Source organism: Neorhizobium alkalisoli (genome assembly GCF_002968635.1).
Taxonomy (GTDB): domain Bacteria; phylum Pseudomonadota; class Alphaproteobacteria; order Rhizobiales; family Rhizobiaceae; genus Neorhizobium; species Neorhizobium alkalisoli.
In genome coordinates this window covers 36,476-60,435 of record NZ_PVBN01000001.1, presented here as the reverse complement: position 1 = coordinate 60,435, position 23,960 = coordinate 36,476, and the positions used below count along the sequence as shown (strand labels likewise).

At 60.9% G+C, this 23,960-nt stretch carries 22 protein-coding genes; 4 read left to right on the top strand and 18 right to left on the bottom strand.

Features of this window, described 5'->3' with window-relative positions; all coding sequences use genetic code 11:
- The first annotated feature begins 101 nt into the window (after positions 1–101).
- Positions 102–2,456, top strand: a complete 2,355-nt coding sequence (locus tag C5L13_RS00305) for a methyl-accepting chemotaxis protein (RefSeq protein ID WP_105381288.1) — start codon at positions 102–104, stop codon at positions 2,454–2,456.
- A gap of 61 nt (positions 2,457–2,517) precedes the next feature.
- On the opposite strand, the gene C5L13_RS00300 is transcribed toward C5L13_RS00305, so the two are convergent.
- On the bottom strand, positions 2,518–3,459 hold the full coding sequence (locus C5L13_RS00300; RefSeq protein WP_105381287.1) for a nucleoside hydrolase: 942 nt from the start codon (positions 3,457–3,459) through the stop codon (positions 2,518–2,520).
- A gap of 195 nt (positions 3,460–3,654) precedes the next feature.
- Here C5L13_RS00300 and C5L13_RS00295 point away from each other — a divergent pair, with 195 nt between their 5' ends.
- Both C5L13_RS00295 and C5L13_RS00290 read left to right on the top strand, forming a co-directional pair.
- Complete coding sequence (locus tag C5L13_RS00295; protein ID WP_105381286.1) at positions 3,655–4,083, top strand: Hsp20 family protein; 429 nt, start codon at positions 3,655–3,657, stop codon at positions 4,081–4,083.
- Positions 4,084–4,127: 44 nt separating this feature from the next.
- Positions 4,128–4,385, top strand: coding sequence for a BQ00720 family protein (locus tag C5L13_RS00290; protein ID WP_105381285.1), 258 nt, complete (start codon positions 4,128–4,130; stop codon positions 4,383–4,385).
- Between the two features lie 3 nt (positions 4,386–4,388).
- Here C5L13_RS00290 and trmB read toward each other — a convergent pair whose 3' ends face one another.
- The 15 genes from trmB to trpS form a co-directional block, all read right to left on the bottom strand.
- A complete protein-coding gene (gene trmB, locus C5L13_RS00285; protein ID WP_105381284.1) occupies positions 4,389–5,090 on the bottom strand; it encodes a tRNA (guanosine(46)-N7)-methyltransferase TrmB in 702 nt (233 codons plus the stop codon).
- Between the two features lie 83 nt (positions 5,091–5,173).
- The gene (gene metK / locus C5L13_RS00280; protein ID WP_105381283.1) at positions 5,174–6,433 is read right to left on the bottom strand and encodes a methionine adenosyltransferase; all 1,260 of its coding nucleotides are present in this window, start codon (positions 6,431–6,433) and stop codon (positions 5,174–5,176) included.
- Between the two features lie 186 nt (positions 6,434–6,619).
- Positions 6,620–7,036 (bottom strand): helix-turn-helix domain-containing protein, encoded by a 417-nt coding sequence (locus C5L13_RS00275; RefSeq protein WP_105381282.1) that lies wholly within the window; start codon positions 7,034–7,036, stop codon positions 6,620–6,622.
- Between the two features lie 151 nt (positions 7,037–7,187).
- Complete coding sequence (lnt, locus tag C5L13_RS00270; protein ID WP_105381281.1) at positions 7,188–8,789, bottom strand: apolipoprotein N-acyltransferase; 1,602 nt, start codon at positions 8,787–8,789, stop codon at positions 7,188–7,190.
- Between the two features lie 91 nt (positions 8,790–8,880).
- Positions 8,881–10,059: a hemolysin family protein gene (locus C5L13_RS00265; RefSeq protein ID WP_105381280.1), complete on the bottom strand. Its 1,179-nt coding sequence runs from the start codon at positions 10,057–10,059 to the stop codon at positions 8,881–8,883.
- Between the two features lie 10 nt (positions 10,060–10,069).
- Positions 10,070–10,579 carry an rRNA maturation RNase YbeY gene (gene ybeY, locus C5L13_RS00260; RefSeq protein WP_105382008.1) on the bottom strand — a complete coding sequence of 170 codons (510 nt, stop codon included), beginning with the start codon at positions 10,577–10,579 and terminating at the stop codon, positions 10,070–10,072.
- Between the two features lie 17 nt (positions 10,580–10,596).
- On the bottom strand, positions 10,597–11,652 hold the full coding sequence (locus tag C5L13_RS00255) for a PhoH family protein (protein WP_105381279.1): 1,056 nt from the start codon (positions 11,650–11,652) through the stop codon (positions 10,597–10,599).
- Positions 11,653–11,675: 23 nt separating this feature from the next.
- Positions 11,676–13,097, bottom strand: a complete 1,422-nt coding sequence (miaB, locus tag C5L13_RS00250; protein WP_105381278.1) for a tRNA (N6-isopentenyl adenosine(37)-C2)-methylthiotransferase MiaB — start codon at positions 13,095–13,097, stop codon at positions 11,676–11,678.
- Positions 13,098–13,139: 42 nt separating this feature from the next.
- Positions 13,140–13,943, bottom strand: a complete 804-nt coding sequence (locus C5L13_RS00245) for a lysophospholipid acyltransferase family protein (protein WP_105381277.1) — start codon at positions 13,941–13,943, stop codon at positions 13,140–13,142.
- The gene (locus tag C5L13_RS00240) at positions 13,940–14,368 is read right to left on the bottom strand and encodes a Fur family transcriptional regulator (protein ID WP_105370475.1); all 429 of its coding nucleotides are present in this window, start codon (positions 14,366–14,368) and stop codon (positions 13,940–13,942) included. The genes C5L13_RS00245 and C5L13_RS00240 overlap by 4 nt, the downstream gene beginning before the upstream one ends.
- A 39-nt stretch (positions 14,369–14,407) precedes the next feature.
- A complete protein-coding gene (locus C5L13_RS00235; protein WP_105381276.1) occupies positions 14,408–14,902 on the bottom strand; it encodes a GNAT family N-acetyltransferase in 495 nt (164 codons plus the stop codon).
- Between the two features lie 15 nt (positions 14,903–14,917).
- Positions 14,918–15,577 (bottom strand): tRNA (adenosine(37)-N6)-threonylcarbamoyltransferase complex dimerization subunit type 1 TsaB, encoded by a 660-nt coding sequence (gene tsaB / locus C5L13_RS00230; protein WP_105381275.1) that lies wholly within the window; start codon positions 15,575–15,577, stop codon positions 14,918–14,920.
- Positions 15,578–15,597: 20 nt separating this feature from the next.
- Complete coding sequence (locus C5L13_RS00225) at positions 15,598–16,164, bottom strand: NifU family protein (protein WP_105381274.1); 567 nt, start codon at positions 16,162–16,164, stop codon at positions 15,598–15,600.
- A gap of 168 nt (positions 16,165–16,332) precedes the next feature.
- Positions 16,333–16,824, bottom strand: coding sequence for a universal stress protein (locus C5L13_RS00220; RefSeq protein ID WP_105381273.1), 492 nt, complete (start codon positions 16,822–16,824; stop codon positions 16,333–16,335).
- Positions 16,825–16,946: 122 nt separating this feature from the next.
- A complete protein-coding gene (gene trpS / locus C5L13_RS00215; protein WP_105381272.1) occupies positions 16,947–18,011 on the bottom strand; it encodes a tryptophan--tRNA ligase in 1,065 nt (354 codons plus the stop codon).
- 791 nt (positions 18,012–18,802) lie between these two features.
- On the opposite strand from trpS, the gene C5L13_RS00210 reads away from it, so the two are divergent.
- The gene (locus C5L13_RS00210) at positions 18,803–19,243 is read left to right on the top strand and encodes a YcbK family protein (protein ID WP_105382007.1); all 441 of its coding nucleotides are present in this window, start codon (positions 18,803–18,805) and stop codon (positions 19,241–19,243) included.
- Here C5L13_RS00210 and murJ read toward each other — a convergent pair.
- Complete coding sequence (murJ, locus tag C5L13_RS00205; protein WP_105381271.1) at positions 19,240–20,811, bottom strand: murein biosynthesis integral membrane protein MurJ; 1,572 nt, start codon at positions 20,809–20,811, stop codon at positions 19,240–19,242. The genes C5L13_RS00210 and murJ overlap by 4 nt on opposite strands.
- A gap of 258 nt (positions 20,812–21,069) precedes the next feature.
- Positions 21,070–23,895, bottom strand: coding sequence for a [protein-PII] uridylyltransferase (locus C5L13_RS00200; RefSeq protein WP_105381270.1), 2,826 nt, complete (start codon positions 23,893–23,895; stop codon positions 21,070–21,072).
- Positions 23,896–23,960 lie beyond the last annotated feature (65 nt).

The following is a 23,960-nucleotide window of genomic DNA, read 5'->3' as shown; positions in this document are numbered from 1 at the left end:
CGATTTCGCGTCCAGCTTCTCCCTCCGCGGGCAGCCTCATGAAGGGGCAATCTCCGATCCAGGTGTATTTACCCGTCATTCCGTTGCGAGCCGCGCGCCCCATGTCTCTGCTCAAGATCAAGTCCCTGTCCACCAAACTCATTCTGGTAACGAGCCTGGCAATCGCCGTCGTCCTCGTCATCTCCAACCTCTTCCTGATCTCACAGACACGCGACCGCGTATCGTCGCTGACCATGGCGCAGGCAGAGGCCGAAGCCCGCTCGATCGCCAATGAAGTCGCCGTCGATATCGGCCAGCTTGCCGGTGCTGCCCGTTCGATTGCAGGCGTGATCGGCCGCGGCCATGCGGGTGGATATCTCGATCGGAAAGGCGTCATCGACGCGCTCAAAGCGAACCTGGAGCAGAACGCTTTCGCGTTTGGAAGCTGGTTCGCCGAAGTTCCCGGCACGTTCGACGGCAAGAACGCGGAGCTTGTCGGCAACAAGGAAATGGGCGGCAACAAGAAGGGTGAACTGGCACCCTACTGGACGAAGAGCCGTTCGGGCGAGATCGCCTACAGCGTCTTCGAAATAGATACCCAGGCGGAATGGTATTTGCTGCCTGCCAATTCCAAGAAAGGCTCTCTGACGCAGCCTTACGTGGAAACTTCCACTGGCGACGCAACCGCAATGAGCTCGGTCGCCTATCCGGTCATGTCCGGCTCCAAATTCCTCGGCATCGCTGGCCTTGATGTCTCGCTTGCTACGCTTTCGAAGAAGCTGCAGGCCATGCGTCCCTTCGGCTCCGGCCGCGTTCTTCTCGTGTCCCAGGGCGGCAAGTGGATCGTTCCCGTCAATGCCGACAAGCTGATGAAGCCGGTGGAGGGCGAAAAGGCCAGTGAGCTTCTGGCAGCATTGAAGGCGAATACGCCTCTGCACCTCACCAACCTGACTGCCGATGCTCCCGAGGCCTACGAGCGGGTCGTCTATCCCTTCACGGTGCCGGACCTCAACACCACATGGGCCATCGTTCTCGACGTGCCGCATAGCGTCGTTGCCGCACCTGTCCGGGATCAGACGTGGATGATGGTCATTGGCGGCGTGATCATCATGGGTGCCTGCATCGCGACCCTCTATTTCGGCAGCACGGTGTTCGTGCGCCGTCCTCTGGGTGCGCTGCTTGGCAGCGTCGATCTCCTCAGCAAGGGCCGTTACGAGAAGCCGGTCGAAGGCCAAGACCGTTCCGACGAGATCGGTTCTCTTTCGTCGTCGCTCGAAGGTTTTCGGCACACACTCGCCGATGGCCGCCGGCTGGAGACCGAGGCCGAAGCACAACGCAATGCCGCCGAAAACGAGCGGAACCGGTCGGAAAACGAGCGGGAGGCGAATGCCCACGAGCAGCAGCGTATCGTGGCGTCGCTCGCCAAGGGCTTGGCCGAACTCTCCAACGGCAACCTCGGCTACCGGGTCCAGGAAGAGTTTCCGGGCGAATATGCAAAGCTGAAGACCGATTTCAACAGGGCTCTTGAGAGCCTCGAGGATACGATTGCGACCGTCAACTCCACCGTGCACAACATCGGCGACGGCACCCGCGAAATTGCGTCCAGCGCACAGGATCTGTCGCGCCGGACGGAACAGCAGGCGGCCAGCCTCGAAGAGACCGCCGCCGCGCTTAACGAACTCACCGCCCAGGTGAATTCGAGTGCCGAAAACGCGGGCTCCGCAGCCTCGACCGTCAATCTTGCTTGCGACGACGCGGAAAAGTCGGGCGAAGTGGTACAAAAGGCTGTCGCCTCGATGCAGGGCATCGCCCAGTCCTCGCAGGAGATTTCCCGCATCATCGGCGTCATCGATGAAATCGCCTTCCAGACCAACCTGCTTGCCCTCAACGCAGGCGTGGAAGCAGCCCGCGCCGGGGAGGCCGGCAAGGGCTTCGCCGTCGTCGCTCAGGAAGTGCGTGAATTGGCCCAGCGCTCCGCCAATGCCGCCAAGGAGATCAAGGCGCTCATCAACGCCTCGACGACGCAGGTCGGCGAGGGTGTCGAACTGGTTGGCAGGGCGGGCGACGCGCTGCAGAAGATCGCGGTCCAGGTCATGCAGATCAACGGGTTGATCCGCCAGATCTCCGCCTCCGCCAGCGAACAGGCAACCGGTCTCAAGGAGATCAATTCCGCTGTCAATCAGATGGACCAGGTCACCCAGCAGAATGCCGCGATGGTGGAAGAGACCACCGCTGCCAGCGCCGTGCTGAGTTCCGAGGCGGATACGCTGAGATCGCTCGTTGCCCGCTTCCGCGTCTCGACCCAGACAACCGGTCATCACGCGCAGAGCGCGCCAAAAGCATCGAAGCAAGTGGCTCAGACCCGTCCACAACCGATGAACGCGGCAGCTTCGGCACCTCGTGCCAGGCCGGTTCCGAAGGCAGCAGCAGTCTCCCACGGTTCGGCAGCGGTTGCCGAGGAGTGGCAGGAATTCTGATTGCCAAAGCAAACGCGAGAAAGGCCGCCGGTCATGCTTCCGGCGGTTTTTTTGTCGGAGTTCAGAGACGAGCCACCCGCTCCGTCAAAAGCGCGAAAAAGCCGTCGGCATCCACATCCCGCATGACTTTGGCGTTCGGCTTGCGGCCGGAAACCCGCCACCAGTCCACCACGGTCATCCCGACCGTCAGCTCCGACTGCGTCTCGATCTCGACATTGCAATCGCGGCCGGAAAAGAGCTCCGGCTTCAGAAGATAAGCAATCACCGTGGGGTCATGCAGCGGCCCGCCGTCGGAACCGTATTTCTCCACGTCGAACCGTTCGAAGAACGCCAGCCAATCGACCAGAACTTGCGCCGGCCGCGTGCCCAACGCGGCGATCTTCGCCACGCGTGCCTTGGTGGTGAGAAGCTGGTGGGTCACATCGAGCGGCATCATGACAATCGGCATGCCCGAGGAGAAGACCGTCTTTGCCGCCTCCGGATCGACGAAGATGTTGAATTCGGCCGCCGGCGTGATGTTACCCCCTTCGAAGAAGCCGCCACCCATCATGACGAGCTCCTTGACACGCGCAGCTATGTCCGGAGCCTTTTGCAGCGCCAGAGCCACGTTGGTGAGCGGGCCAAGGGTGCAGAGCGTTACTGTTCCCGCAGGTTCTGCACGGAGCGTCTCGATGATGAAATCGACAGCATGCTGATCGCGAACCGACATGGTCGGTTCCGGCAGTTCGGCGCCGTCGAGGCCCGTCCGGCCATGGACATGCTCGGCCGTCACCGGCGGACGGACCGTCGGCTTTTGCGCTCCTTCATAGACCGGGGCGTCCGGCCTGCCGCAGAGCTCACAGACAAGCCTCACGTTGCGGCTCGTATAGGAAAGCGGCACATTCCCGGCGACCGCGCTGAGCCCCAGCACCTCGAGCTCCTCGGGGCTTGCGAAGGCCAACATGATCGCTGCTGCATCGTCCTGGCCGGGGTCGGTATCGATAATGATCTTTCTGCGCTGCATCTATAGCCCCTTCATTTGTTGCGGTTTGTTGGCCTCCGGGCAAGGCCTTGTCAAGTATGGACAACTGACGGATCAAACCCTCTCGGGACCTGCCTCATAATCCTTGCGGTCTCTGCCGCCGCTCCCCATATAGTTTTTCGAGCTGGCGCGCCGACTTCCGGGCGTCGGCAGGGTCGCTTGTCGCAAGGACTGATAATGAGCCGAATAACGCCGTTTGCGAGCCCCTTGCTTCTGGGCTTCGACGCCATGGAAAAGACCCTCGAGCGCCTTGCGAAGGCAAACGACGGGTATCCTCCCTACAATATCGAACGGGTTCGCGCGGATGCCGCCGGCAATCCGGAGCGCCTGCGCATCACGCTTGCGGTTGCCGGTTTTTCCGAGGCGGACCTCGATGTGATGACCGAGGAAAACCAGCTCGTCATCCGAGGTCGTCAGGTTGAGCAGGCCGAGCGGGATTACCTCTATCGCGGCATCGCGGCCCGCCAGTTCCAGCGTGTATTCGTGCTGGCCGATGGAATGCAGGTTTCCGGTGCCACGCTTAAGAACGGGCTTCTCTCAATTGATCTGATCCGTCCGGAACCCGCCCGTATGGTGCGAAAAATTAACATTTCCGTCTCAGAGTAGGTCAACGGCGGTAATGCCGTTGCATCCTCACCATGGAGGCTGGAATGCTCCTGAAAGAAGCGAATACGCGTTTGACGCAGTCCGAACTTGCTCATCTGGGCGCTGGAGAGGTCGGATATATTCGCAAGATGCGGTCGGACGAGGTGTCCCGCTGTTTCCCCGAAGCCCCCGAAATCGATCCCACTCTTGATCTTTGGGCTCTGTTCGGCGCCGATGGCACGCCGATCCTCTTGACCGACAACCGCTCCAGCACCTTTTTCAAAGCTGCTGAAGACGATCTGAAGACCGTCAGCCTGCACTGACCTTCAGACTTTGCGGAACGTCAGATAGGCCGAGGAACGGCCTTCGCGGCGGGCCTTGTTTTCGTATCGCGTACCTGGCCAGCCGGCGAAGGGTGTCAGCCAGTCGGATGACTGTTCGGCCAGCCATTCAAAGCCGCCGTGGTTGCGGCAGTGGATCAGTGTCCAGTTGACATAGGTGTCGATATCGGACGCAAAGCAGAACATGCCGCCCGGCTTCAATACGCGGTGGAAGCGGTCGAGATTGACCTGCGAGACGAACCGCCTTTTCCAGTGTTTCCGCTTCGGCCAAGGGTCCGGATAGAGCAGATCGATGTGATCGAGCGATGCGTCCGGCAACCAGTCCAGCGCCTGGGTGGCGTCATCGTCATAAACCCGGACATTCTTCAGCCCCAGTTCGTCGACCCGTGACAGAAGCTTCGCCATCGAATTGACGAAGGGCTCGATGCCGATGAAGCCCGTCTGGGGGTTTTCCCGGGCGCGATGAACCAGGTGCTCGCCGCCGCCGAAGCCGATCTCCAGCCGCAGCTCTTTCACCGAGACAGGGAAAAGTTCGGACAGCTCTGCCGGGGCTTCGCTCTGTAGATCGAGCTTCAAGGCTGGCAGCAGCGTCGCCATGCCTTCCGCCTGCCGCTCGCGAAGCGGCTTTCCCTTGCGGCGGCCGAAAAAGGCTTCGGTGGCGCGACTGGGGTGCTGCTGTTCAGTCATGGGCTGTCTCTTATGATAAAAGCGGGCGTCTCGCTTGCGAGGCACCCGCTTTACAGTCTTCTTGAGCGATCTGCAAAGGCCGATCAGGCGGCTTCCAGCGTCTCTTCCTTCAGCGCATCCTTCAGCGGCTTGACGAGGTCGGTCTTCTCCCATGAGAAGGAACCGTCGCGGCCGGCCTTGCGGCCGAAGTGGCCGTAGGCAGAGGTCTTGGCGTAGATCGGCTTGTTGAGGTCGAGGTGACGGCGGATGCCCGACGGGGACAGATCCATGACCTTGCGGATCCCAGCTTCGATCTGGTCTTCCGTGACACCCTTGCCGGTGCCGTGCAGGTCGACATAGACCGACAGCGGCTGCGCGATGCCGATGGCATAGGAAAGCTGGATGGTGCAGCGGTCGGCAAGGCTGGCAGCAACCACGTTCTTGGCAAGATAACGGGCAGCGTAGGCAGCCGAACGGTCGACCTTGGTCGTGTCCTTGCCGGAGAATGCGCCACCGCCATGGGGTGCCGCACCGCCATAGGTGTCGACGATGATCTTGCGGCCGGTCAGGCCTGCATCACCGTCCGGACCGCCGATGACGAACTTGCCGGTAGGATTGATGTACCACTTGCAGTCTTCGGCGATCTTCAGGTCACCGAGCGCTTCGCGGATATAGGGTTCCACCACTTGGCGGACCTTCTTGGAATCCCAGGCCTCGTCGAGATGCTGAGTCGAAAGAACGATCGAATCGACGCAGGAGGGCTTGCCGTTCTCGTAACGCACGGTCACCTGGCTCTTGGCATCGGGGCCGAGCTTGGCCGCATCGCCCTCGCCCTTCTTGCGGGCAGCGGCGAGAAGCTGAAGGATCTTGTGCGAATAGTAGATCGGCGCCGGCATGAGGTCCGGGGTTTCCTTGCAGGCGTAACCGAACATGATGCCCTGGTCGCCGGCACCCTCGTCGCCCTGCTTGTCGGCGGCGCTGTCCACACCCTGTGCGATGTCGGCCGACTGCGAATGCAGCAGCACGTCGATCTTCGCCGTCTTCCAGTGGAACCCGTCCTGCTCGTAGCCGATATCACGGATCGCCTTGCGGGCAGCGGACTTGAACTTGGAAGGATTGATGACGTCGTTGCCGTCCTTGTCCTTCTTCATCAGACTCAGCGGCAGGCGGACTTCACCGGCGATCACGACGCGGTTGGTGGTCGCGAGCGTTTCGCAGGCGATGCGGACCGTCCACGGGTCGACGCCAGTCTTGGCGGCCTCGCGGTAGACAAGATCCACGATTTCATCGGAAATACGATCACAGACTTTATCCGGATGGCCTTCGGCAACGGACTCGCTGGTGAACAGGTAGCTAGCGCGCATTACGGGATTCCCCTCAAAGAAAGATACGGCTCTGTGTAGTGATTTTCGCGCCCAAAAACAAGCGTACAACCACATAAATATATCTTTATGTGTGCATCCTAACAAATCCTGCAGTGACGGATCCAGCAAATAACCAACAAAAAAGCGGCCTTGAAGGCCGCTTTTAAGCAGTTGTGGCGATTCGCCTCACTCGGTCTCGGCTTCCGCCGCAAGCGCCTTGACCAGATCCACCAGACGCCGCCGCACCTTCGGGTCTGCGATCTTCACGAAAGCCCGGTTGAGCTGCAGGCCTTCCGCGGAAGACAGGAAATCGACGACATAGTTCGAGCTGGACGCTTCGGCCATGCCGCTCTGGCCGGAATGGTCACCCGGAGCATCTTCGAAAAAGAACGAGACAGGGACGTTCAGGATGCTCGATATGTTCTGCAGGCGGCTCGCGCCGACGCGGTTGGTACCTTTTTCGTATTTCTGGATCTGCTGGAAGGTGATCCCGAGGCTTTCGCCCAGCTTTTCCTGGCTCATTCCGAGCATGGTCCGGCGAAGGCGAATCCGGCTCCCGACATGAATATCTATCGGGTTCGGCTTCTTCTTATTCTCAATCATAACGACGTCCTGTCGAGTTTGCTGTTCAATCCCCATAACCCGGTCTGCGTGTAAGATACACTTCGTGAGTTGGTCACAACAAGCTCAACCTGGGAAGCATAACGGGCACGACGAGAGGCTCAAGCCACTATGCATTTTTAGGGGTTTTTGGTCAATTCTTTCGAAAATTAAAACCAGCGCGCGAGATCGCTGCAATCAGCGACATAGACGCCATAAGCAACCAGAAGTATTTTAGGCGCGTATTACTATCCCAATGAGGAACAGGATCACTTCCGACGGTTGCATCCATCACGCCTTTTTGATTGTAACCTAGACCGGCTACTATTCTTCCGTAGGGATCGACGACTGCGGAAATACCGGTGTTCGCGGCACGAATCAGCGGCCGGCCGCTCTCGATGGCGCGGATTCGCGCCTGCTGGAAATGCTGATACGGGCCGGGAGTGGCGCCAAACCAGCCGTCATTGGTGACATTCAGCAACGCGCTGGTCCGCTCGACGTCACTGCCGATCTCGTCGGCAAAGATCGCCTCGTAGCAGATGAGCGGATAGAAAGTTCTGCCTCCCGGCAGCGTCAACAGAGCCCGCGCGGGCGCCGGCGTGAAGCCGCCCGGCATGGCGATTGCATCGGGAATGCCGATATTGCGCAGCAGATCCTCGTAAGGGACGTATTCGCCGAACGGCACGAGATGCACCTTGTCCGACGCGGATATGATCTGCCCGTCGCTGTCGATCGCATAGATGGAATTGTAGAAGCGCGGTGCGAGCCCTGCGCCTGCATCTTCCGAACGCACCGCCCCCGTTATCAAGACCTGCCCGTCCTCAAGAACTTCCGCAATTCGGCTCAGGGCGTCGGGATTCTGGGTCAGGATGAACGGCACGGACGTCTCCGGCCAGACGACGATGTCCGGCCGCTTGCCGCCATTTTGGGGCGGAAGGGCTGAAAGAGAAAGATGTTCCTCGAAGATCGCCGCGCGCTCGGTATCGTCAAGCTTGCGTGCCTGATCGATCACCGGCTGAACGATGCGGACCGTCATCTGGCTTGCGGCCGCCGGTGCGGGAATCCGGTCGGCGATGTACAGCCGGTAACCGCCGAAGCCGAGATGCGCGAAGAACAGCAGCGCAGCCGACACCAAGCCGATACGCATGCCTTTTCGCGTGCCGATCAGGGCCGGCGCGGAGAAAACAAAGACGGCGAGGACAGTGACGCCGCCGATCCCCAGCACTGCCGAGGATTGCATCATCAGGGGAATGGGCATTGCCCCATAACCGATGGCATTCCAGGGGAACCCGGTCGCGACGAAGCCGCGCAGCCATTCCGCCAGACCGAAGCTGAACGCGAGCGCGGCAATCCGGCCCACGCCATCAGACCAGAGAAGACGGGCGACCGAGGTCGCCAGCCCATAAAACAGCGCGAGATAGGCGGGCAGCCCCAGGACCGCCAGCGGCAGCGCCCAGGCAAAATCCTCCGCCTCCACCAGAAGCGCGTTGCCGAGCCACCAGAGACCAGCGACGAAATAACCGAAGCCGAAAACCCAGCCGAGCAGGAAGTCGGCGCGCAAGCGCGGCCAAACCCCGCCTGCCGGATTGCCGGTCGAACCGTCCAACAGCCAGACGAGCAACGTGAAGGAGACGAAAAAGGTCGCGAAGAATCCAACCGGCGGCAGGGCTAGGGCGCCGATAGCCCCGGCAAGAAAAGCGACGATGACGCGCGGAAAGCCCCAAAGAAGCATGATCCTGCCCGCCAGCCGCTCCATATCGTCCCCTTCTTCCCCGAATCAGCCGCCGCAGTCTTCCAAAAAACGGCCGACTTGTCGTGAGCCAAAGAGACCGAACGCCTCGGCTTGCTTATTGATGAGGCCGGTCCGCCTCGCGGGTTGATGGAGGGGGCAATACAGCGGGCGCCGTCTGGTCGGTAAGAAGCAGGTCTCCCTCGCCCTTCGGACGGCGGCGGGCGAGAGCGCGCTTGCGCATGATGCGCACGCGCTTGATGCGGCGGGGATCCGCGTCGAGGATCTGGAATTCGAAGCCTGGCACCGCCTGTACCACTTCTCCACGGACCGGAATGCGGCCCAGAGCCGAGAAGATCAGGCCGCCCAGGGTATCGACGTCGTCCAGGCGATCCCGGATGTCGAAATCCGAGCCGATCGCCTTGGCTATTTCCTCGAGTTCGATGCGGGCATCGGCGACGAAAACATCCTCGCCGGCGCGGGAGAACATGACCTCCTCATTGTCATGTTCGTCTTCGACATCGCCGATCACCATCTCGACGATATCCTCATGCGAGACGAGGCCGTCGGTGCCGCCATATTCATCGATGACGAGCGCAAGCTGCGTACGCGCCGCCTGCATGCTCTGCAACAGATCGGACGCCAGCATGGATGGCGGCACGAACAGGATCTTCCGGATGAGCCCGGCCTCGGCTACCGTCTGCTCGAGATCGACGCGGCCGAGATCGAAGGCCGGCCTCGGCGTGCGAACCTGCTTTTCCACCTTTTCAGGCTTGTCGGTTGCAAGCGGCATCGGCTGGGCCGGCGCAGCCCGCGCGCTGACGCGCCGCTTGTTGCGGGCCTGCTTTGCGAGATAGGAAAGAAGATCCCGGATATGCACAAAACCGCGGGCGTCGTCGAGATTGTCGCCGTAAACCGGCATGCGCGAACGTCCGGTCTCCTCGAAATGGATCATCAATTCGCCGATCGTCATGTTCATGTCGACCGCTTCGATATCGGCGCGCGGCACCATGAGATCCTCGACGCGAACTTCGCGGAAGCGGAGGATATTGTGCAGCATCGCCCGCTCCTCGGGCGAAAAGGCGTTGCTGACATTGGTATCGGTCAGCAGCGCGTCGGCGAGATCTTCACGGAGCTTTTCGCCTTGCGACGGACGCAGCAGCCTGAGGACGCGCGACCAGAATGAATTATGCGATCTGGGCTGGTGTTCGGATCGTGACGGACTACTGCCCTCTTCCGAGGAACTGGTGTCGGCGTCCTTGCCCTCGCGGGCAACATTGCTCGAAAAATCGTTCATAGGTCCAATACTATACTATCGGGTCCTGCCCCGCATAGGGGTCAGATAGGCCGAGCTTCGCCAAAATGCGAGTCTCCAGCGCTTCCATTTTCTCCGCTTCGTCCACCTGCATGTGGTCGTAACCGAACAGATGCAGGAAACCGTGAACCAGCAGATGGGTCAGATGATCCTCGAAAGTCTTGTCAAGATCAACCGCTTCGCGTTCGACAGTCTCGCGTGCGATGACGATGTCACCGAGCATCGGCCCCGGCATCTTGCCCGGCGCCAGCGGAAACGCGGGAAAAGACAGAACATTGGTCGGCTTGTCCTTGCCGCGCCATTCCGCATTGATTTCCCGGATGGAGGCGTCGTCGGTGAAGACCAGCGAGAGCTCCGGCGCGGTTTTCGGAAACGGTTGCGCCTCTTCCTTCGAGAGGAACTTGGCGGCGGCACCGAGGGTTTTTTCGCTCAGAGCCAAAAGGGCCGGCTCATCGAGCCAACCCTCGTCTTCGACGCTGATCTGGATATCCAAACTCGGCATGAGCTGCGGCTTCGATCTCAACGATCGAAGTCCTCGCTTTCCTCGTGAACGGCATATTGCGCGTCATAGGCCTTGACGATGCGGCCGACCAGCGGGTGACGGACGACGTCGGTATCCTTGAAGCGGATGACGGAAATGCCTTCCACGCCCTTCAGCACCTGCAGCGCCTCCACCAGTCCCGACTTGACGCCACGCGGCAGATCGATCTGGCTCGGATCGCCGGTGACGATCATCCGGGAATTTTCGCCCAGACGCGTCAGAAACATCTTCATCTGCATCGACGTGGTGTTCTGAGCCTCGTCCAGGATAACCGCGGCATTCGCAAGCGTCCGGCCGCGCATGAAGGCGAGCGGCGCAATCTCGATGACGCCGGCGGTGATCGCCCGCTCCACCTTGTCGCCCGGCATCATGTCGTAGAGCGCATCGTACAGAGGCCTGAGGTAGGGATCGACCTTTTCCTTCATATCGCCGGGCAGGAAGCCCAGGCGCTCGCCGGCTTCGACGGCCGGGCGGGAGAGGATGATCTTGTCGACAGCGCCGCGCTCCAGAAGCTGGGCGGCATGGGCGACAGCAAGATAGGTCTTGCCGGTACCGGCAGGCCCAACCCCCAGAACAAGCTCCGACCGCTCCAGCGCCCGCATATAGGCATCCTGGGTGGGAGTGCGAGCCGCAATCGTCTTCTTGCGGGTAGAAATCTGAGCCATCGACAACTTGGCTTTACGCTCCAACGTGGGAAGAGTGAGCTGATCGTCGGCCGCCTGCGCCATGCGGATAGCGCCTTCAACGTCGGACACTTCCACAGAACCGCCTTTCTGAAGCCGTTCGTAAAGAAAATCCAGCGCTCGGCGAGCCTGGTTGGTGGCGATCAAGTCACCGGAAATGGCGACCGAATTGCCGCGGGGACGAGCATCGATATGCAGCCGCTCCTCGAGCAGCTTCAAATTCTGGTCGAACTGGCCGAAAAGCTCGCTTGCGAACCTATTGTTCTCGAACGTCAGGACAAAGTGGTTGGCGTCGGTCACGGCGGATCGGGGTTGGCGCGCGGGTGAAGAAACCAATTCATGTCCGTTCAAGCAGGCAAGCTCCTATTCTTGGTTCAGGGCCCGATTAAACTCTCTGCCGGTTCGGCAAACAAGCTGTTTGGGCCGGTTCCGCTGATTCGCACTTTAACAATGTCACCGATTTGCGATGTTTTTGCATCAACATTCACAGACTGGAGCCACGGAGAACGTCCAATAACCTGTCCGGGCATGCGGCCGGGCTTTTCCAGCAACAGGTCGATGACCTTTCCAACGCAGGATTTGGCGAATTCAGCCTGCTGTTTCAAGAGCAGGGCCTGCAATCTTTCGAGCCTTTCGGCCTTCACATCCTCGGGAACCTGATCGGAGATATCCGCACCGGGAGTGCCGGGACGGGTCGAATATTTGAACGAGTAAGCCTGCGCATAGTTTACGTCTTCGACAATGCGAAGCGTGTCTTCGAAATCCTGATCGGTCTCTCCCGGAAAGCCGACGATGAAATCGCCGGACATCGCGATATCCGGACGGGCAGTACGGATGCGCTCGATGAGGCGGAGATATTCCGCTGCCGTGTGGCGCCGGTTCATGACCTTCAGGATGCGATCCGATCCCGCCTGCACCGGCAGGTGGAGATAGGGCATCAGCGCACGCAGATCGCGATGTGCCTCGATCAGCTTGTCGTCCATGTCGCGCGGATGGCTGGTCGTGTAACGCAGCCGGGCAAGACCGGGGATTTCCGCAAGCCGGTAGAGCAGATCGCCGAGACTCCATTCGCCCTTTGCGCCTTCGGCGCGCCAGGCGTTGACGTTCTGGCCGAGAAGCGTGATCTCGCGGACGCCGGCGTCCACCAGGCGTTGGGCTTCGTCCAGAATCTGCTGCACCGGCCGGGAAACCTCGGAACCCCGCGTATAGGGAACCACGCAGAAGGTGCAGAACTTGTCGCAGCCTTCCTGCACCGTCAGGAAAGCGGTCACGCCGCGGGCGCGGATCTTCGCCTTTTCCGTTGCCGGCAGATGTTCGAACTTGTCCTCGACCGCATATTCGGTATCGACAACCCGATCTCCGGCCCGGGCGCGCTTCAGCGCTTCCGGCAGCCGATGATAGGTCTGGGGGCCGATGACGACATCGACGGCGGGCGCACGACGGAGGATTTCCTCGCCTTCGGCCTGCGCGACGCAGCCCGTCACGCCGATCATCAATTCCTTGCCCTCGGCCGCCCTCGCCTTCTTCATGTCGCGCAGGCGCCCGAGAGCGGAATAGACCTTGTCGGCCGCCTTTTCGCGAATATGGCAGGTGTTGAGGAGGATGAGGTCCGCCTCACCCATCTCTTCGGTCGCCACATACCCGTCGCCCGCCAGCGCATCGGTCATGCGGCCGGAATCGTAGACATTCATCTGGCAGCCATAGGTCTTGATGAAGACCTTGCGGCTGTTGCTGCGCTCATTCTGACGCGCTGGCGGCCCATCGGCCGGGACTGCGAGGGAGACGTGTTCGTTCATGCGGGCTCTTTAGCGCAAGAGAGCCCGGAAATGAAGCATTTCCTACACGCTTTCATAGTCGCGGCCGCGCAGGTGCCTGATCAGCATGCGCCGGATGCGGCTGGTAATCGCCTGGCTCAAATGTTTGCGATTGTCGCCGGTGCGAAAATCGACCGTTTCACCGAAGGCCACGTCGACGTCGAGCGCGCCTTCCTTCAGCACGCCCATCAGGTGGGGGACGAGCTCGATATCGCCCGGCCAGGCCGCGATCGGCCGGTGAAAGCGCCCCATCGCCATGCCGTGCACGCGGGTATAGGCAAGCGCCACCGGCTGCACATGCACGACACCTTCGGACGTATAGGGCGCGGCGGCCGCAGCAGCACCGAAGAGCGACGACTTCACCTCCATGAGCCGGTTGCCGTCTGACGTCGTGCCCTCGGGAAAAAGCACCACGATCTCGCCCGCCTTCATCCGCTCGGCGATCTCGTTTACCTGTTCTCCCGTTCGGCGCTTCTGCTCGCGCATGACAAAGATGCTCTTCTGGAGCTTTGCCAGCGTGCCGAAAATCGGCCAATCGGCAACTTCCGCCTTTGCGATGTAGACAACGTCCGCCACCGCGCCGAGCACCAGAATATCCTTCCAGGACACATGGTTGGCGGCGAGCATCAGCGGCCGGCGATATTCAAGATGCCCGTGCAGGTGAATACGGATGCCGAGCAGCCAGCAGGCGGCTCTGTGCCAGTAGCGCGGGACACGACGCCGGATCTTGAGATCGAAGAGGAGGCCAACGAGCTGGAACGGCAAAAGGATCAGCGTGACCGCGAAGAGGGCGATGACGATGAGGCCGATCCGCAGCCAGGTTATCACTTATCGTCCTTGTCGAGCGGGATGCCGTAAAGCTCCAACCGATGGCCGACGAGACGGAAGCCATGCTCGCGGGCGATGCGCTCCTGCAGCGCCTCGATTTCCGCCGAGCGGAATTCGATGACATTGCCGGTGGTGAGATCGATCATGTGGTCGTGATGTTCTTCAGGCACGGTTTCGTAACGCGAGCGGCCATCGCGGAAGTCGTGCCGCTCGATGATTCCCTCATCCTCGAACAGCTTGACGGTGCGATAGACGGTCGAAATCGAGATGCGCGGATCGACTTTGGAAGAGCGACGGTAAAGTTCCTCGACATCCGGGTGGTCAGCGGATTCCTGCAGGATACGGGCGATCACACGGCGCTGGTCCGTCATCCGCATGCCCTTTTCCGCACACAGCTCCTCCAGGGTTTTGGAAAGGTCTGTCATGTCGTTTGGTCCCGAAACGTTCCAGTCTGGGACTAGGGACTAACGAAGAACGCGGCTCATGACAAGCGCCGTGGATCGCGTCCCATCCGTCCCCGCATAATAGGCCGGTCGCTCCCCAACCTTCTCGAAACCGAGCTTGCGATAAAGTCCGACCGCCGCCCAGTTTGCAGCCTCGACCTCGAGGAACATGTTCTCGCCGCCGCGCGTCGCGGCTTCCCTGAGGGCGGCCTGCATCAGCCGCCAGCCGAGCCCCTGCCTGCCGAACTTCTCGTTCACCACCAAAGTGAGGATTTCCGCTTCACCCGCCGCCTCGCGCGACAGGACAAAACCGCCGAGCGGCCTCGAGAAGAAGGCATTGGTCTGACGGGCGACGAAACCGAAAACGCTCTGCTGCAGAAGCAGGTTCTGGAACTCGCCGTCGTTCCACTGGCGCGGAAACCGCTGACCGTGCAGCTGGGACATTTCCGAGCAGTCGCCGACCTCCATCGGCACGATTTCAAAAAAGGGCTTCCAGCTCAGGTAATCGTCGAACATCGGGCAGTCAGGTGGTCATGAGCGAGCAAGCGCGAATCCGGTCTGCGGCTTCGCATCGGGTCCACGAAGATATAGCGGTTTCGGGCGGCTGATATCCAGTGGTTTTTCCGCCCCGATCCGGGCCACCATGGCGATGTCGAAGCGATCCGAACCGGCACCTTCGCCGCTGCCGGCAGAAGTGGCCGCGCCGGAGCCGATGACGACGGCGGAAAAAGACCGGGCAAGCTCAGCCACGTTTTCGGCAGAAAGCGCCGCCGCCTGGTTGAGGGCCGTACCGTCGCCGGAAAATGCCTGGGCATAAATCTCGCCGCGCTTGGCATCCATGGCGGCAACAACCTGTTTTTCCGGATGATCCGCCAGATAGCTGCGGGCCAGAACCTCCAGCGTCGTCACGCCGACGGAGCCTATGCCGAGAGCCAGGGCAAGGCCACGCGCTGCGGCAACCCCCACCCGGATTCCGGTGAACGAGCCGGGGCCAATGACGACGGCAATCCGGTCCACCCTTTCGAGCTGGAGATTGGCGCCGGCAAGCGCCTGATCGATCACCGCCATCAGGCGTTCGGCATGGCCTTTGCCGATTGTTTCCGTGATGATAGACAGGACCTTACCCTCCGCGCTGTCAAACAGCGCGGCGGAACAATCCACCCCGGCGGTGTCAATGGCCAAAACGATCATGCGAAAGGGTCAGCTGAGGCTCAGAGAGCCTCGACCGCCTGTACTTCCGGAACGAAATGGCGCAGCAGGTTCTGCACGCCGTGCTTGAGCGTGGCCGTCGAGGACGGGCAGCCCGAGCATGCGCCCTTCATGTTGAGATAAACCGTACCGTCGCGGAAACCCTTGAAGGTGATGTCGCCGCCATCCTGAGCGACGGCCGGACGAACGCGCGTCTCCAGCAATTCCTTGATCGTCGCAACGATGGTTTCATCGTCCTCGTCGAAGAACTCGCCTTCTTCGTCCGAGACTTCGGCAAGCGTCGACGTGCCGCCCATGACCGGCTGACCCGACATGAAATGTTCCATGATCGAGCCGAGGATCGCAGGCTTCAGGTGCTGCCAGTCGGCGCTTTCCTTGGAGACGGTGATGAAATCGTAACCGAAATAGACGCCGTTCACCCCGTTGATCGCGAAGAGACGGGCGGCAAGCGGCGAGACTTCCGCCTCTCCGGCATTGCGGAAATCAGCGGTGCCCTTTTCCATGACCACCTTGCCCGGCAGGAACTTCAGGGTCGCCGGATTGGGCGTGGCTTCCGTCTGAATGAACATTTTGTTTCTCCCGGGCGATGTCGCCCCTGAAATTTAGAACTCTTCAAAAGAAGATAAGCCGTATCATCTTTTGGTTCAAGTGCGTCTTTACCACTTAAGGGTCAAGCGGGCTCTTTGTTTTGACGCAACTCCAATGGAAAACCGCTAGGCACTTTTCCTGAAATTGCTCTAGCAGAGGGCGTCGATTTCTTCATCCGTCAGTGTATCCGGTAACACGGTGACGGGGATGGGGAAGGCAGCCCCCCGGCCGGCGACGGACGATACGAGCGGTCCCGGCCCTTCCTTGGCGGAACCGGCAGCAAGGACGAGGATCGCCACATCGCGGTCTTCCTCGACCAGCTGATTGATCTGTTCGGTGGCGCTGCCTTCGCGGATGACGATTTCCGGATCGATGCCGATCGTCTCACGCACCCGCTGCGCCGCTTTCGCCATGATGGCTTCGGCCTCTTCCATCGCTTCGGCGCGCATGATCTGCTCGACGCCGAGCCATTGCTGGAAGTCGCCTTCAGGGATCACGAACAGGAGAACCAGGCCGCCATTCGAATTCTTGGCGCGGCGGCCGGCATAATGGACGGCCTTTTCGCATTCCGGCGTGCCATCAATGACCGCCATGAACTTGCGACGATGCCCTTCAAGCCGAGAAAGCCGTTTTGATACCATGCTCCCTCCTCTTCGCCGGTTCACGACCGAAGCGGTCGTGATGGCAAACTTATACCAACAGCGGAAAATGAAAACCCGCCGCAAAGCCGTGGCGGGTATGCAATCTTTGCGTGACGACTACCTTATTTCAGGAAGCCGATAACATCGAAAACCTCGCCCATGACCTTCTCGGCCCGGGTGCGGGCGCGCTCGCCGCCATCGCGAAGGATCGCATCGATGTGAGTCGTGTCGCCCAAAAGCCGCCGCATCTCGGCGGTGATCGGCGCAAGCACATGCACGGCGAGATCGGCAAGCGCCGGCTTGAAGACGGAAAACTGCTGCCCGCCGAATTCGGCAAGCACATCCGCCTTCGTCCTGTCCGCGAGCGCTGCATAGATGCCGACGAGATTGTCTGCTTCCGGGCGGCCCTTCAACCCCTCGATCTCGCTGGGCAAACCTTCCGGATCGGTCTTGGCCTTGCGGATCTTCTTGGCGATCTCTTCCGGCTCGTCCATCAGGTTGATGCGCGAAAGATCCGACGGATCGGACTTCGACATTTTCTTGGTGCCGTCGCGCAGCGACATGACGCGCGGCGCCGGGCCATCGATCAGCGGTTCGACCAGCGGGAAATAACCGTGGATCGGCTCCTCGCCGACGACCATGTCGACCCCGGTGCCGGTCGCGCGGATCTTCTCCTGGAAGTCGATATTGAACTTCTGGGCGATATCGCGGGCAAGCTCCAGGTGCTGTTTCTGGTCGTCGCCGACCGGCACGTGGGTGGCGCGGTAGACGAGGATGTCGGCCGCCATCAGGCTCGGATAAGCAAGCAGGCCGAGCGAGGCATTCTCGCGATCCTTGCCGGCCTTGTCCTTGAACTGGGTCATGCGGTTCATCCAGCCGATGCGGGCGACGCAGTTGAAGACCCAGGCCAGTTCCGCATGCTGCGGCACGGCAGACTGATTGAAGACGATATGTTTCTTCGGGTCGATGCCCGAAGCGATGAAGGCGGCGGCAATCGAGCGGATCTGACCGCGCAGGTCGTCATGAACGAGCTGGGCGGTGATCGCATGCAGGTCTACGACGCAATAGATGCAGTCGTTGTTTTCCTGAAGCGCCACGAATTTGCGGATTGCTCCGAGATAGTTGCCGAGATGGAGATTGCCGGTCGGCTGAACGCCGGAAAAGACAAGCGGCTTGAAAGAATTCATATCGTCCTCGATAGGCTGGTGGAGGGCCCCAGGCCCAAAGGGCCATGTTGCTAACGCGCGGGCTTATGCACGGCGGAGGATGCAGGATCAAGGGGGCCAAGCCTTTATTTCAAGGCAGACTCATCCCTTGGTGATGTCGCATTTTTTGTTTCGGCCGGGACACGTAGGGTGCCTCGATTTAAGTTTTATAGGTGACACGCGACGTGTCCCGTTCGGTGTGTTTTTCCGCGCAACTCCGGTCCCTCTGCGGCGGCCTGGTTTCCTTGCAGATCCAAGCCGGGTTGTGTGCGACACACGCACGCCCCGCCTTTTCAGGCGAGAGGGGGACCATTTTCTGCGCAGCCCCCGATGATCCGCCTGCATCAACGGCAGCTCGCCAGGGCACCGGTCCCGCCTCGCCGGTAATGCAGGCCGGTGTAGCCGAAGCAGGACGCCCATAGTATTGGCCCAGGTTCGAAGGAGGGGGATAAAAAGGGGAAGAAATTTCTCCCACTACCTCCGGCAACGAGCGCCGGCCGCCGCCAGGGCCGCGAAATCCATCCCTTGCCCGCGGAAAAGGAGAGCCGATCCATCTACCACTTTCGGCATCGGGTTTTCCGCGTCCATACCTATAAAGGGGAATTTTCTTGCTCCACCTCATCCGAAAAGATTAACGCCTGTTAGCCTTTAAGGCAGATACTTTCCCATTTTTGAGCAAAAGCCTCCTTACTCGCGCCTCTTTTCGAAAAGAAATACTCACCCCGTACCACGGTTAATCCGTCATGAACGACGGTCTCATCTCGGGGGATGTCATGCGCATCATTTTTCGCGTCGCGCTTACCTGCCTTGTGGCACTTGGGTTCAATGTGAACGCAGAAGCTGGCGAAAGCCAGAAACGCCGAGGCAACATTTTCAGACACGACTATACTGCCTTTTATACCGTGCAACGGGTGAGTGTCCGGACGAACTGTTTTCCGGAAAAACTCGGAGCCATTCTTGCCCATATCGCGAAGCAGACCGGCCGAAAACCGATGGTGACGTCCGGCCATAGGCCGCGCTCGGGCCGATCTCAGCATAGCCATTGCTACGCGGCGGATATCCGCGTGCCCGGCGTTTCGGAACGAGCGATCCTCGCGGCGGCATCCGGCGCCCCGGGTATCGGCGGCATCGGACGCTACTGCAACGGCATCGTCCACGTCGACATCGGCCCGAAGCGGCGCTGGGTGCATTGCGGACGGCGGTCGAGAGGCTAACCGCCCTTCGGCTTCCGCTTCAGGTTCCGCCGGATCATGCCGATATCAGCGCCGCCGATCAGGAAAGCGGCGGCAAAATAGACGATCATGGCAAGCACCAAGAGGACGGCGAGGGCTGCGACCTGATAGAGCAGGGAAACTTCGGGAGCCAGCCACGGTCCGGCATAGGGTAGCGCGTAGACAAGCGCTGCCGACATGATGCCGGTGGCGGCGAGCAGCAGGCCGAGGCGCTTCGCAAGCGCCCATTCCCAGGTCAGGTCGCCGCGCCAGAGAAGCGTCGCAAAGAGCAAGGTGGTATTGATCCAGCCGGCGGCGGCCTCGGCGGTTGCGATGCCGCGTTCGGCGATCAGCGGGAAGAGCGAGATCGCCAGGACAGTGTTGAGGACGACCGAGATCATGGTGAAACGCATCGGCGTCCTGGTATCCTCACGGGCATAAAAACCCGGCTGCAGCGCCTTGATCAGCACGAAGCCCGGCAGTCCGATACCGTAAATGGCAAGAATGGAGGCCACGACGGCGGTATTATCAGCAGAAAAGGCACCGCGCTCGTAGAGCACACGGATGATCGCCTCCGACAGTATCCAGATTCCGGCGGCGGCCGGCAACGTCAGGAACAGCACGAATTCGATCGACCGGTTCTGCGTGTTGGTGGCTTCCTTCACATGACCGGCCTTCAAGGCTCTTGCGAGTTCCGGCAGCAGGACGACCCCGACCGCAACGCCAACGACGCCGAGCGGAAGCTGATAGATCCGATCCGCATATTGAAGTGCCGCGATCGCGCCTTCCTTGCCGGACGCAATCGCCTGGCCGATGATCTGGTTGATCTGGGTAATGCCGCCGGTCACGGCTGCGGGCACGGCGAGCACTAGGAGGCGTTTGACGTTCGGCGTCATCTTCGGCCGACGGAAGCCGATATTGATGCCGGCATGGCGCACGCCGACATAAACCACAGCCAATTGCAGGATGCCGGCAACCAGCACGCTCCAGGAGAGATACCAAGCGATGGTCAGCGGGTCGGCGCCGATCCAGAGCCCGTAAAACAACGCCGCGATCATCACCACGTTCAGGAAGACCGGCGCGATCGCCGCCGCAAAGAAATGATGCAGCGAATTCAGCATGCCGCTCATCATCGCCGTCAGCGACATGCACATGAGGTAGGGGAACATCACCGCAGCCATGCGGATCGTGATCGACGTTTTCTCCGGGTCGTCGGCAAAACCCGGCGCGATCACCCACTCCACCAGCCAGGGCATGGCCAGTTCCATGGCGATGGTGATGATCAACAGGGCCGAAAACAGGACGCCGAAGACCTCTTCCGAAAACCGCTTGGCGCCTTCTATGCCGTTCGCCTCGATCTCCTTGGAGAAGAGCGGCACGAAGGCTGCATTGAAGGCGCCCTCTGCAAACAGGCGCCGGAAGAGGTTCGGAAAACGGAAGGCGGCATAAAAGACATCGGCCATCGGTCCGGTGCCGAGGGCCGCCGCCATCAGCGTCTCACGCGCAAAACCGAAGATGCGGCTGCCGAGCGTCGCCCCCCCGACGGTCGCGAATTTTCTGACAAGGCTCATGGGGCGGGGCTCATTGTATTGTGCGAAATAACATCGGCTTTCGCGAACCAGCCCCCCTCTGGCCTGCCGGCCATCTCCCCCACAAGGGGGGAGATTACAAGCGGCGCGCTTTTCCCGCCAAATTCACGACCAGCCAAATAGCGCCGCCTATTGTTTGGCGACACCGTTGCCGCCAGCCGATCTCCCCCCTTGTGGGGGAGATGCCCGGCAGGGCAGAGGGGGGTGCTCTTCGAAGCAAAACTGTTCATCGAAGGCGGCTCACGCGCTGGCCTTGGTCTTGCGTTGGGCAGGCGTCGGTGCCGGGGCGATGATGCCGGTCGGCATGCCGCTTCTCAGCTCGTCTTCCTGCTCGGACATGACGGCCTTCAGCCGCGCAGAGATATTGCCCTGGCGGTTCTCGTTGGTGATCTTGGAGCCGACGAGATCGATGACATAGAAAGTATCGATGACCTTTTCACCGAAGGTGGTGATGTGCGCAGAATGAATATCGAGCGACAGATCGGCCAGAACCGCGGTGATATCCGCCAAGAGCCCGGTGCGGTCCAGGCATTCCACCTCGATGACAGTGAACTTGTTCGAAAGCGTGTTCGAGATGGTAACGGACGGCGGCAGAACGAAGGTCTTGTTCCGCTTGCGGGATTTCGCCCGGGTGGCGATGACCTCCGGCAGGCGCTTCTTGCCCGACAGCACGTCCTCGATCATGCGGCTGATCGTGCCGGCGCGGCGAAGCTCGTCCTCATCCACCTGAAACTCGCGGTTTATGAGGATCGTATCCAGCGCACGTCCGTCGGACGTCGTGAAGATCTGTGCGTCGGCGATATTGGCGCCGGCCGCGGCACAAGCGCCCGCGATGATCGACAGGAGGCGCGGATGGTCGGGCGCCAGAATGGTGATCTCGGTAATCGCGTGGAAGCTGTCGGTGCGTACCATGGTGGCAAGCGCCTGGCCGGCCTTGTCCGCATCGCGGATGAATTTCGCGTGGCGGACCTGATCGTCCAGCGATACCGACAGCAGATAAGGCTGGTAATGCAGCTTGGAATAGGTGCGGCGATCCTTCTGGCTCCAGTCGTCGAGTGCCTTGAAAAGCTCCTCTTCCGCCTGCTTGGCGCGCTCCTTTCGCGACAGCTCCGAAAAACCGCCGGACAAGAGCAGTTCGGTTTCGTAATAGAGCGTGCGCAGGAGTTGGCCCTTCCAGCCGTTCCAGACACCCGGGCCGACCGCACGGATATCGCAGATCGTCAGCACGAGCAGCAGCTTCAGCCGGTCCATCGACTGCACTTTTTCGGCAAAGTCGGTGACCGTCTTGCGGTCGTGCAGGTCGCGCGTCTGGGCGGTCATCGACATCAGGAGATGTTCCTCGATCAGCCAGACGACGAGTTCGGTTTGTTTCGGGTTGAGCCCGAGCCGCGGGCAGAGCTTGCGCGCGATGCGGGCGCCGGCGATCGAGTGATCCTCCTGGCGGCCCTTGGCGATGTCGTGCAGCAGGACGGCGACGTAAAGCACCGTCCTGTCCTCGATCCCGGGCATCAATTTGTTCGAGAGCGGATGGATATCGGCGGCCTTGCCCTGATCCACCTCGGAAAGCGCCTCGACCGAGCGTATCAGGTGCTCGTCGACGGTGTAGTGGTGATACATGTTGAACTGCATCATCGCCACGACCTTGCCGAACTCGGGAATGAAGCGGCCTAGAACGCCCGCCTCGTTCATGCGGCGGAGCATCAGAGCCGGATCCCGGCGCGAGGTCAGCATGGAGAGGAAGAGGCGGTTGGCCTCTTCGTTCTCGCGCACGGCGTTGTCGATCAGCGCCAGCGAGCGGGTCATGCGCTTCAAGGCGTCCGGATGCAGCTCGAGGCCGTGGATATCCGCCATATGGAAGAAGCGGATGATATTGATCGGGTCGCGCTTGAAGACGTCGGGATCGGCAAGCGTGATGCGGCCGCGATCCTCCACGAATTCCACCGTGCCGGGGATCTTGTGCAGCCGCTTGGTGAAGCGCGAGATGACGCGCTTCGTCAGCCCCGGCGCCGCCTTCGCCTGATGCTCCTCGAGCGCGGCGCAGAGGATGCGGGTGAGATCGCCGACGTCCTTGGCGACCAGGAAATAATGCTTCATGAAGCGCTCGACGGCGGACATGCCGGGGCGCGAATGGTATCCGAGGCTCTCGGCGATCTCGCGCTGGATATCGAAGGACAGCCGTTCCTCCGCCTTGCCGGTCAGAAAATGCATGTGGCAGCGGACCGCCCAGAGAAAATCGTCCGCCTTGTCGAACAGCCGCCATTCTTCGCGCGACAGAACGCCGAGTTTGACGAGGTCTGCCGTATCGCGGACGCGGTAGTAATATTTGGCGATCCAGAAGAGCGTGTGGAGGTCGCGAAGCCCGCCCTTGCCCTCCTTGACGTTCGGCTCCACGAGATAGCGGGTATCGCCCGCCTTCTGGTGGCGCTGGTCGCGCTCGGCAAGCTTGGCGGCGATGAATTCAGGGCCTGTGTCGGCGACGATTTCCTTGTCGAAGCGGGCTTCCAGTTCCTTCACCAGCCGCTCGCAGCCGCAGATGTCGCGGCTTTCGAGGATCGCGGTGCGGATCGTCATGTCCGTCTTGGACAGGCGGATACATTCCTCCACGGTGCGGGTGGCATGGCCGACCTTGAAGCCCAGGTCCCAGAGAACATAAAGCAGGAACTCGACGGCCTTGCGCATGTTCTCCGAATTCTTCTCCGGGAGCAGGAAGAGAAGGTCGATATCGGAGCCCGGGGCCAGCGTGGCGCGGCCATAACCGCCAACAGCCGCAATCGCGATCGCGCTGCCTTCCGGGTAGAGGCCCGTTGCGATGGTCTCGTGGAGGACGCAGATGAGCTGATCCTGAAGCCAGGAAATGCGCCTTGCGCAGCCGAGCCCGCTGCCATCCTTGGCCAGCAGTTCCCGCGCCTTTTCGCGCCCCTCGACGCTCGCACGGCGCAGGACCGGCAAGAGAGCGGCGCGCAGTTCGAGCTGCGAGCGGCTCTTGTCCTCGGCGATCGCCTTGCACTCGGCCCTGAGTTGGGTTGCGTCGAGCAGTTCAGAAAAATCGATATCGTGTCTGGCCATGTTATCCTGCCGGTGCCGGCCTGCCGGGGAGGCTATAGCGATTTCAGGGCACCTTGACCAACAAT

What these genes read in the sequence shown, in the direction of transcription:
- C5L13_RS00305 (WP_105381288.1), top strand. Translation starts at nt 102, where the DNA reads ATGTCTCTGCTCAAGATCAAGTCCCTGTCCACCAAACTCATTCTGGTA.
- C5L13_RS00300 (WP_105381287.1), bottom strand. Translation starts at nt 3,459, where the DNA reads ATGCAGCGCAGAAAGATCATTATCGATACCGACCCCGGCCAGGACGAT.
- C5L13_RS00295 (WP_105381286.1), top strand. Translation starts at nt 3,655, where the DNA reads ATGAGCCGAATAACGCCGTTTGCGAGCCCCTTGCTTCTGGGCTTCGAC.
- C5L13_RS00290 (WP_105381285.1), top strand. Translation starts at nt 4,128, where the DNA reads ATGCTCCTGAAAGAAGCGAATACGCGTTTGACGCAGTCCGAACTTGCT.
- trmB (WP_105381284.1), bottom strand. Translation starts at nt 5,090, where the DNA reads ATGACTGAACAGCAGCACCCCAGTCGCGCCACCGAAGCCTTTTTCGGC.
- metK (WP_105381283.1), bottom strand. Translation starts at nt 6,433, where the DNA reads ATGCGCGCTAGCTACCTGTTCACCAGCGAGTCCGTTGCCGAAGGCCAT.
- C5L13_RS00275 (WP_105381282.1), bottom strand. Translation starts at nt 7,036, where the DNA reads ATGATTGAGAATAAGAAGAAGCCGAACCCGATAGATATTCATGTCGGG.
- lnt (WP_105381281.1), bottom strand. Translation starts at nt 8,789, where the DNA reads ATGGAGCGGCTGGCGGGCAGGATCATGCTTCTTTGGGGCTTTCCGCGC.
- C5L13_RS00265 (WP_105381280.1), bottom strand. Translation starts at nt 10,059, where the DNA reads ATGAACGATTTTTCGAGCAATGTTGCCCGCGAGGGCAAGGACGCCGAC.
- ybeY (WP_105382008.1), bottom strand. Translation starts at nt 10,579, where the DNA reads ATGCCGAGTTTGGATATCCAGATCAGCGTCGAAGACGAGGGTTGGCTC.
- miaB (WP_105381278.1), bottom strand. Translation starts at nt 13,097, where the DNA reads ATGAACGAACACGTCTCCCTCGCAGTCCCGGCCGATGGGCCGCCAGCG.
- C5L13_RS00240 (WP_105370475.1), bottom strand. Translation starts at nt 14,368, where the DNA reads ATGACAGACCTTTCCAAAACCCTGGAGGAGCTGTGTGCGGAAAAGGGC.
- C5L13_RS00235 (WP_105381276.1), bottom strand. Translation starts at nt 14,902, where the DNA reads ATGTTCGACGATTACCTGAGCTGGAAGCCCTTTTTTGAAATCGTGCCG.
- tsaB (WP_105381275.1), bottom strand. Translation starts at nt 15,577, where the DNA reads ATGATCGTTTTGGCCATTGACACCGCCGGGGTGGATTGTTCCGCCGCG.
- C5L13_RS00225 (WP_105381274.1), bottom strand. Translation starts at nt 16,164, where the DNA reads ATGTTCATTCAGACGGAAGCCACGCCCAATCCGGCGACCCTGAAGTTC.
- C5L13_RS00220 (WP_105381273.1), bottom strand. Translation starts at nt 16,824, where the DNA reads ATGGTATCAAAACGGCTTTCTCGGCTTGAAGGGCATCGTCGCAAGTTC.
- trpS (WP_105381272.1), bottom strand. Translation starts at nt 18,011, where the DNA reads ATGAATTCTTTCAAGCCGCTTGTCTTTTCCGGCGTTCAGCCGACCGGC.
- C5L13_RS00210 (WP_105382007.1), top strand. Translation starts at nt 18,803, where the DNA reads ATGCGCATCATTTTTCGCGTCGCGCTTACCTGCCTTGTGGCACTTGGG.
- murJ (WP_105381271.1), bottom strand. Translation starts at nt 20,811, where the DNA reads ATGAGCCTTGTCAGAAAATTCGCGACCGTCGGGGGGGCGACGCTCGGC.
- C5L13_RS00200 (WP_105381270.1), bottom strand. Translation starts at nt 23,895, where the DNA reads ATGGCCAGACACGATATCGATTTTTCTGAACTGCTCGACGCAACCCAA.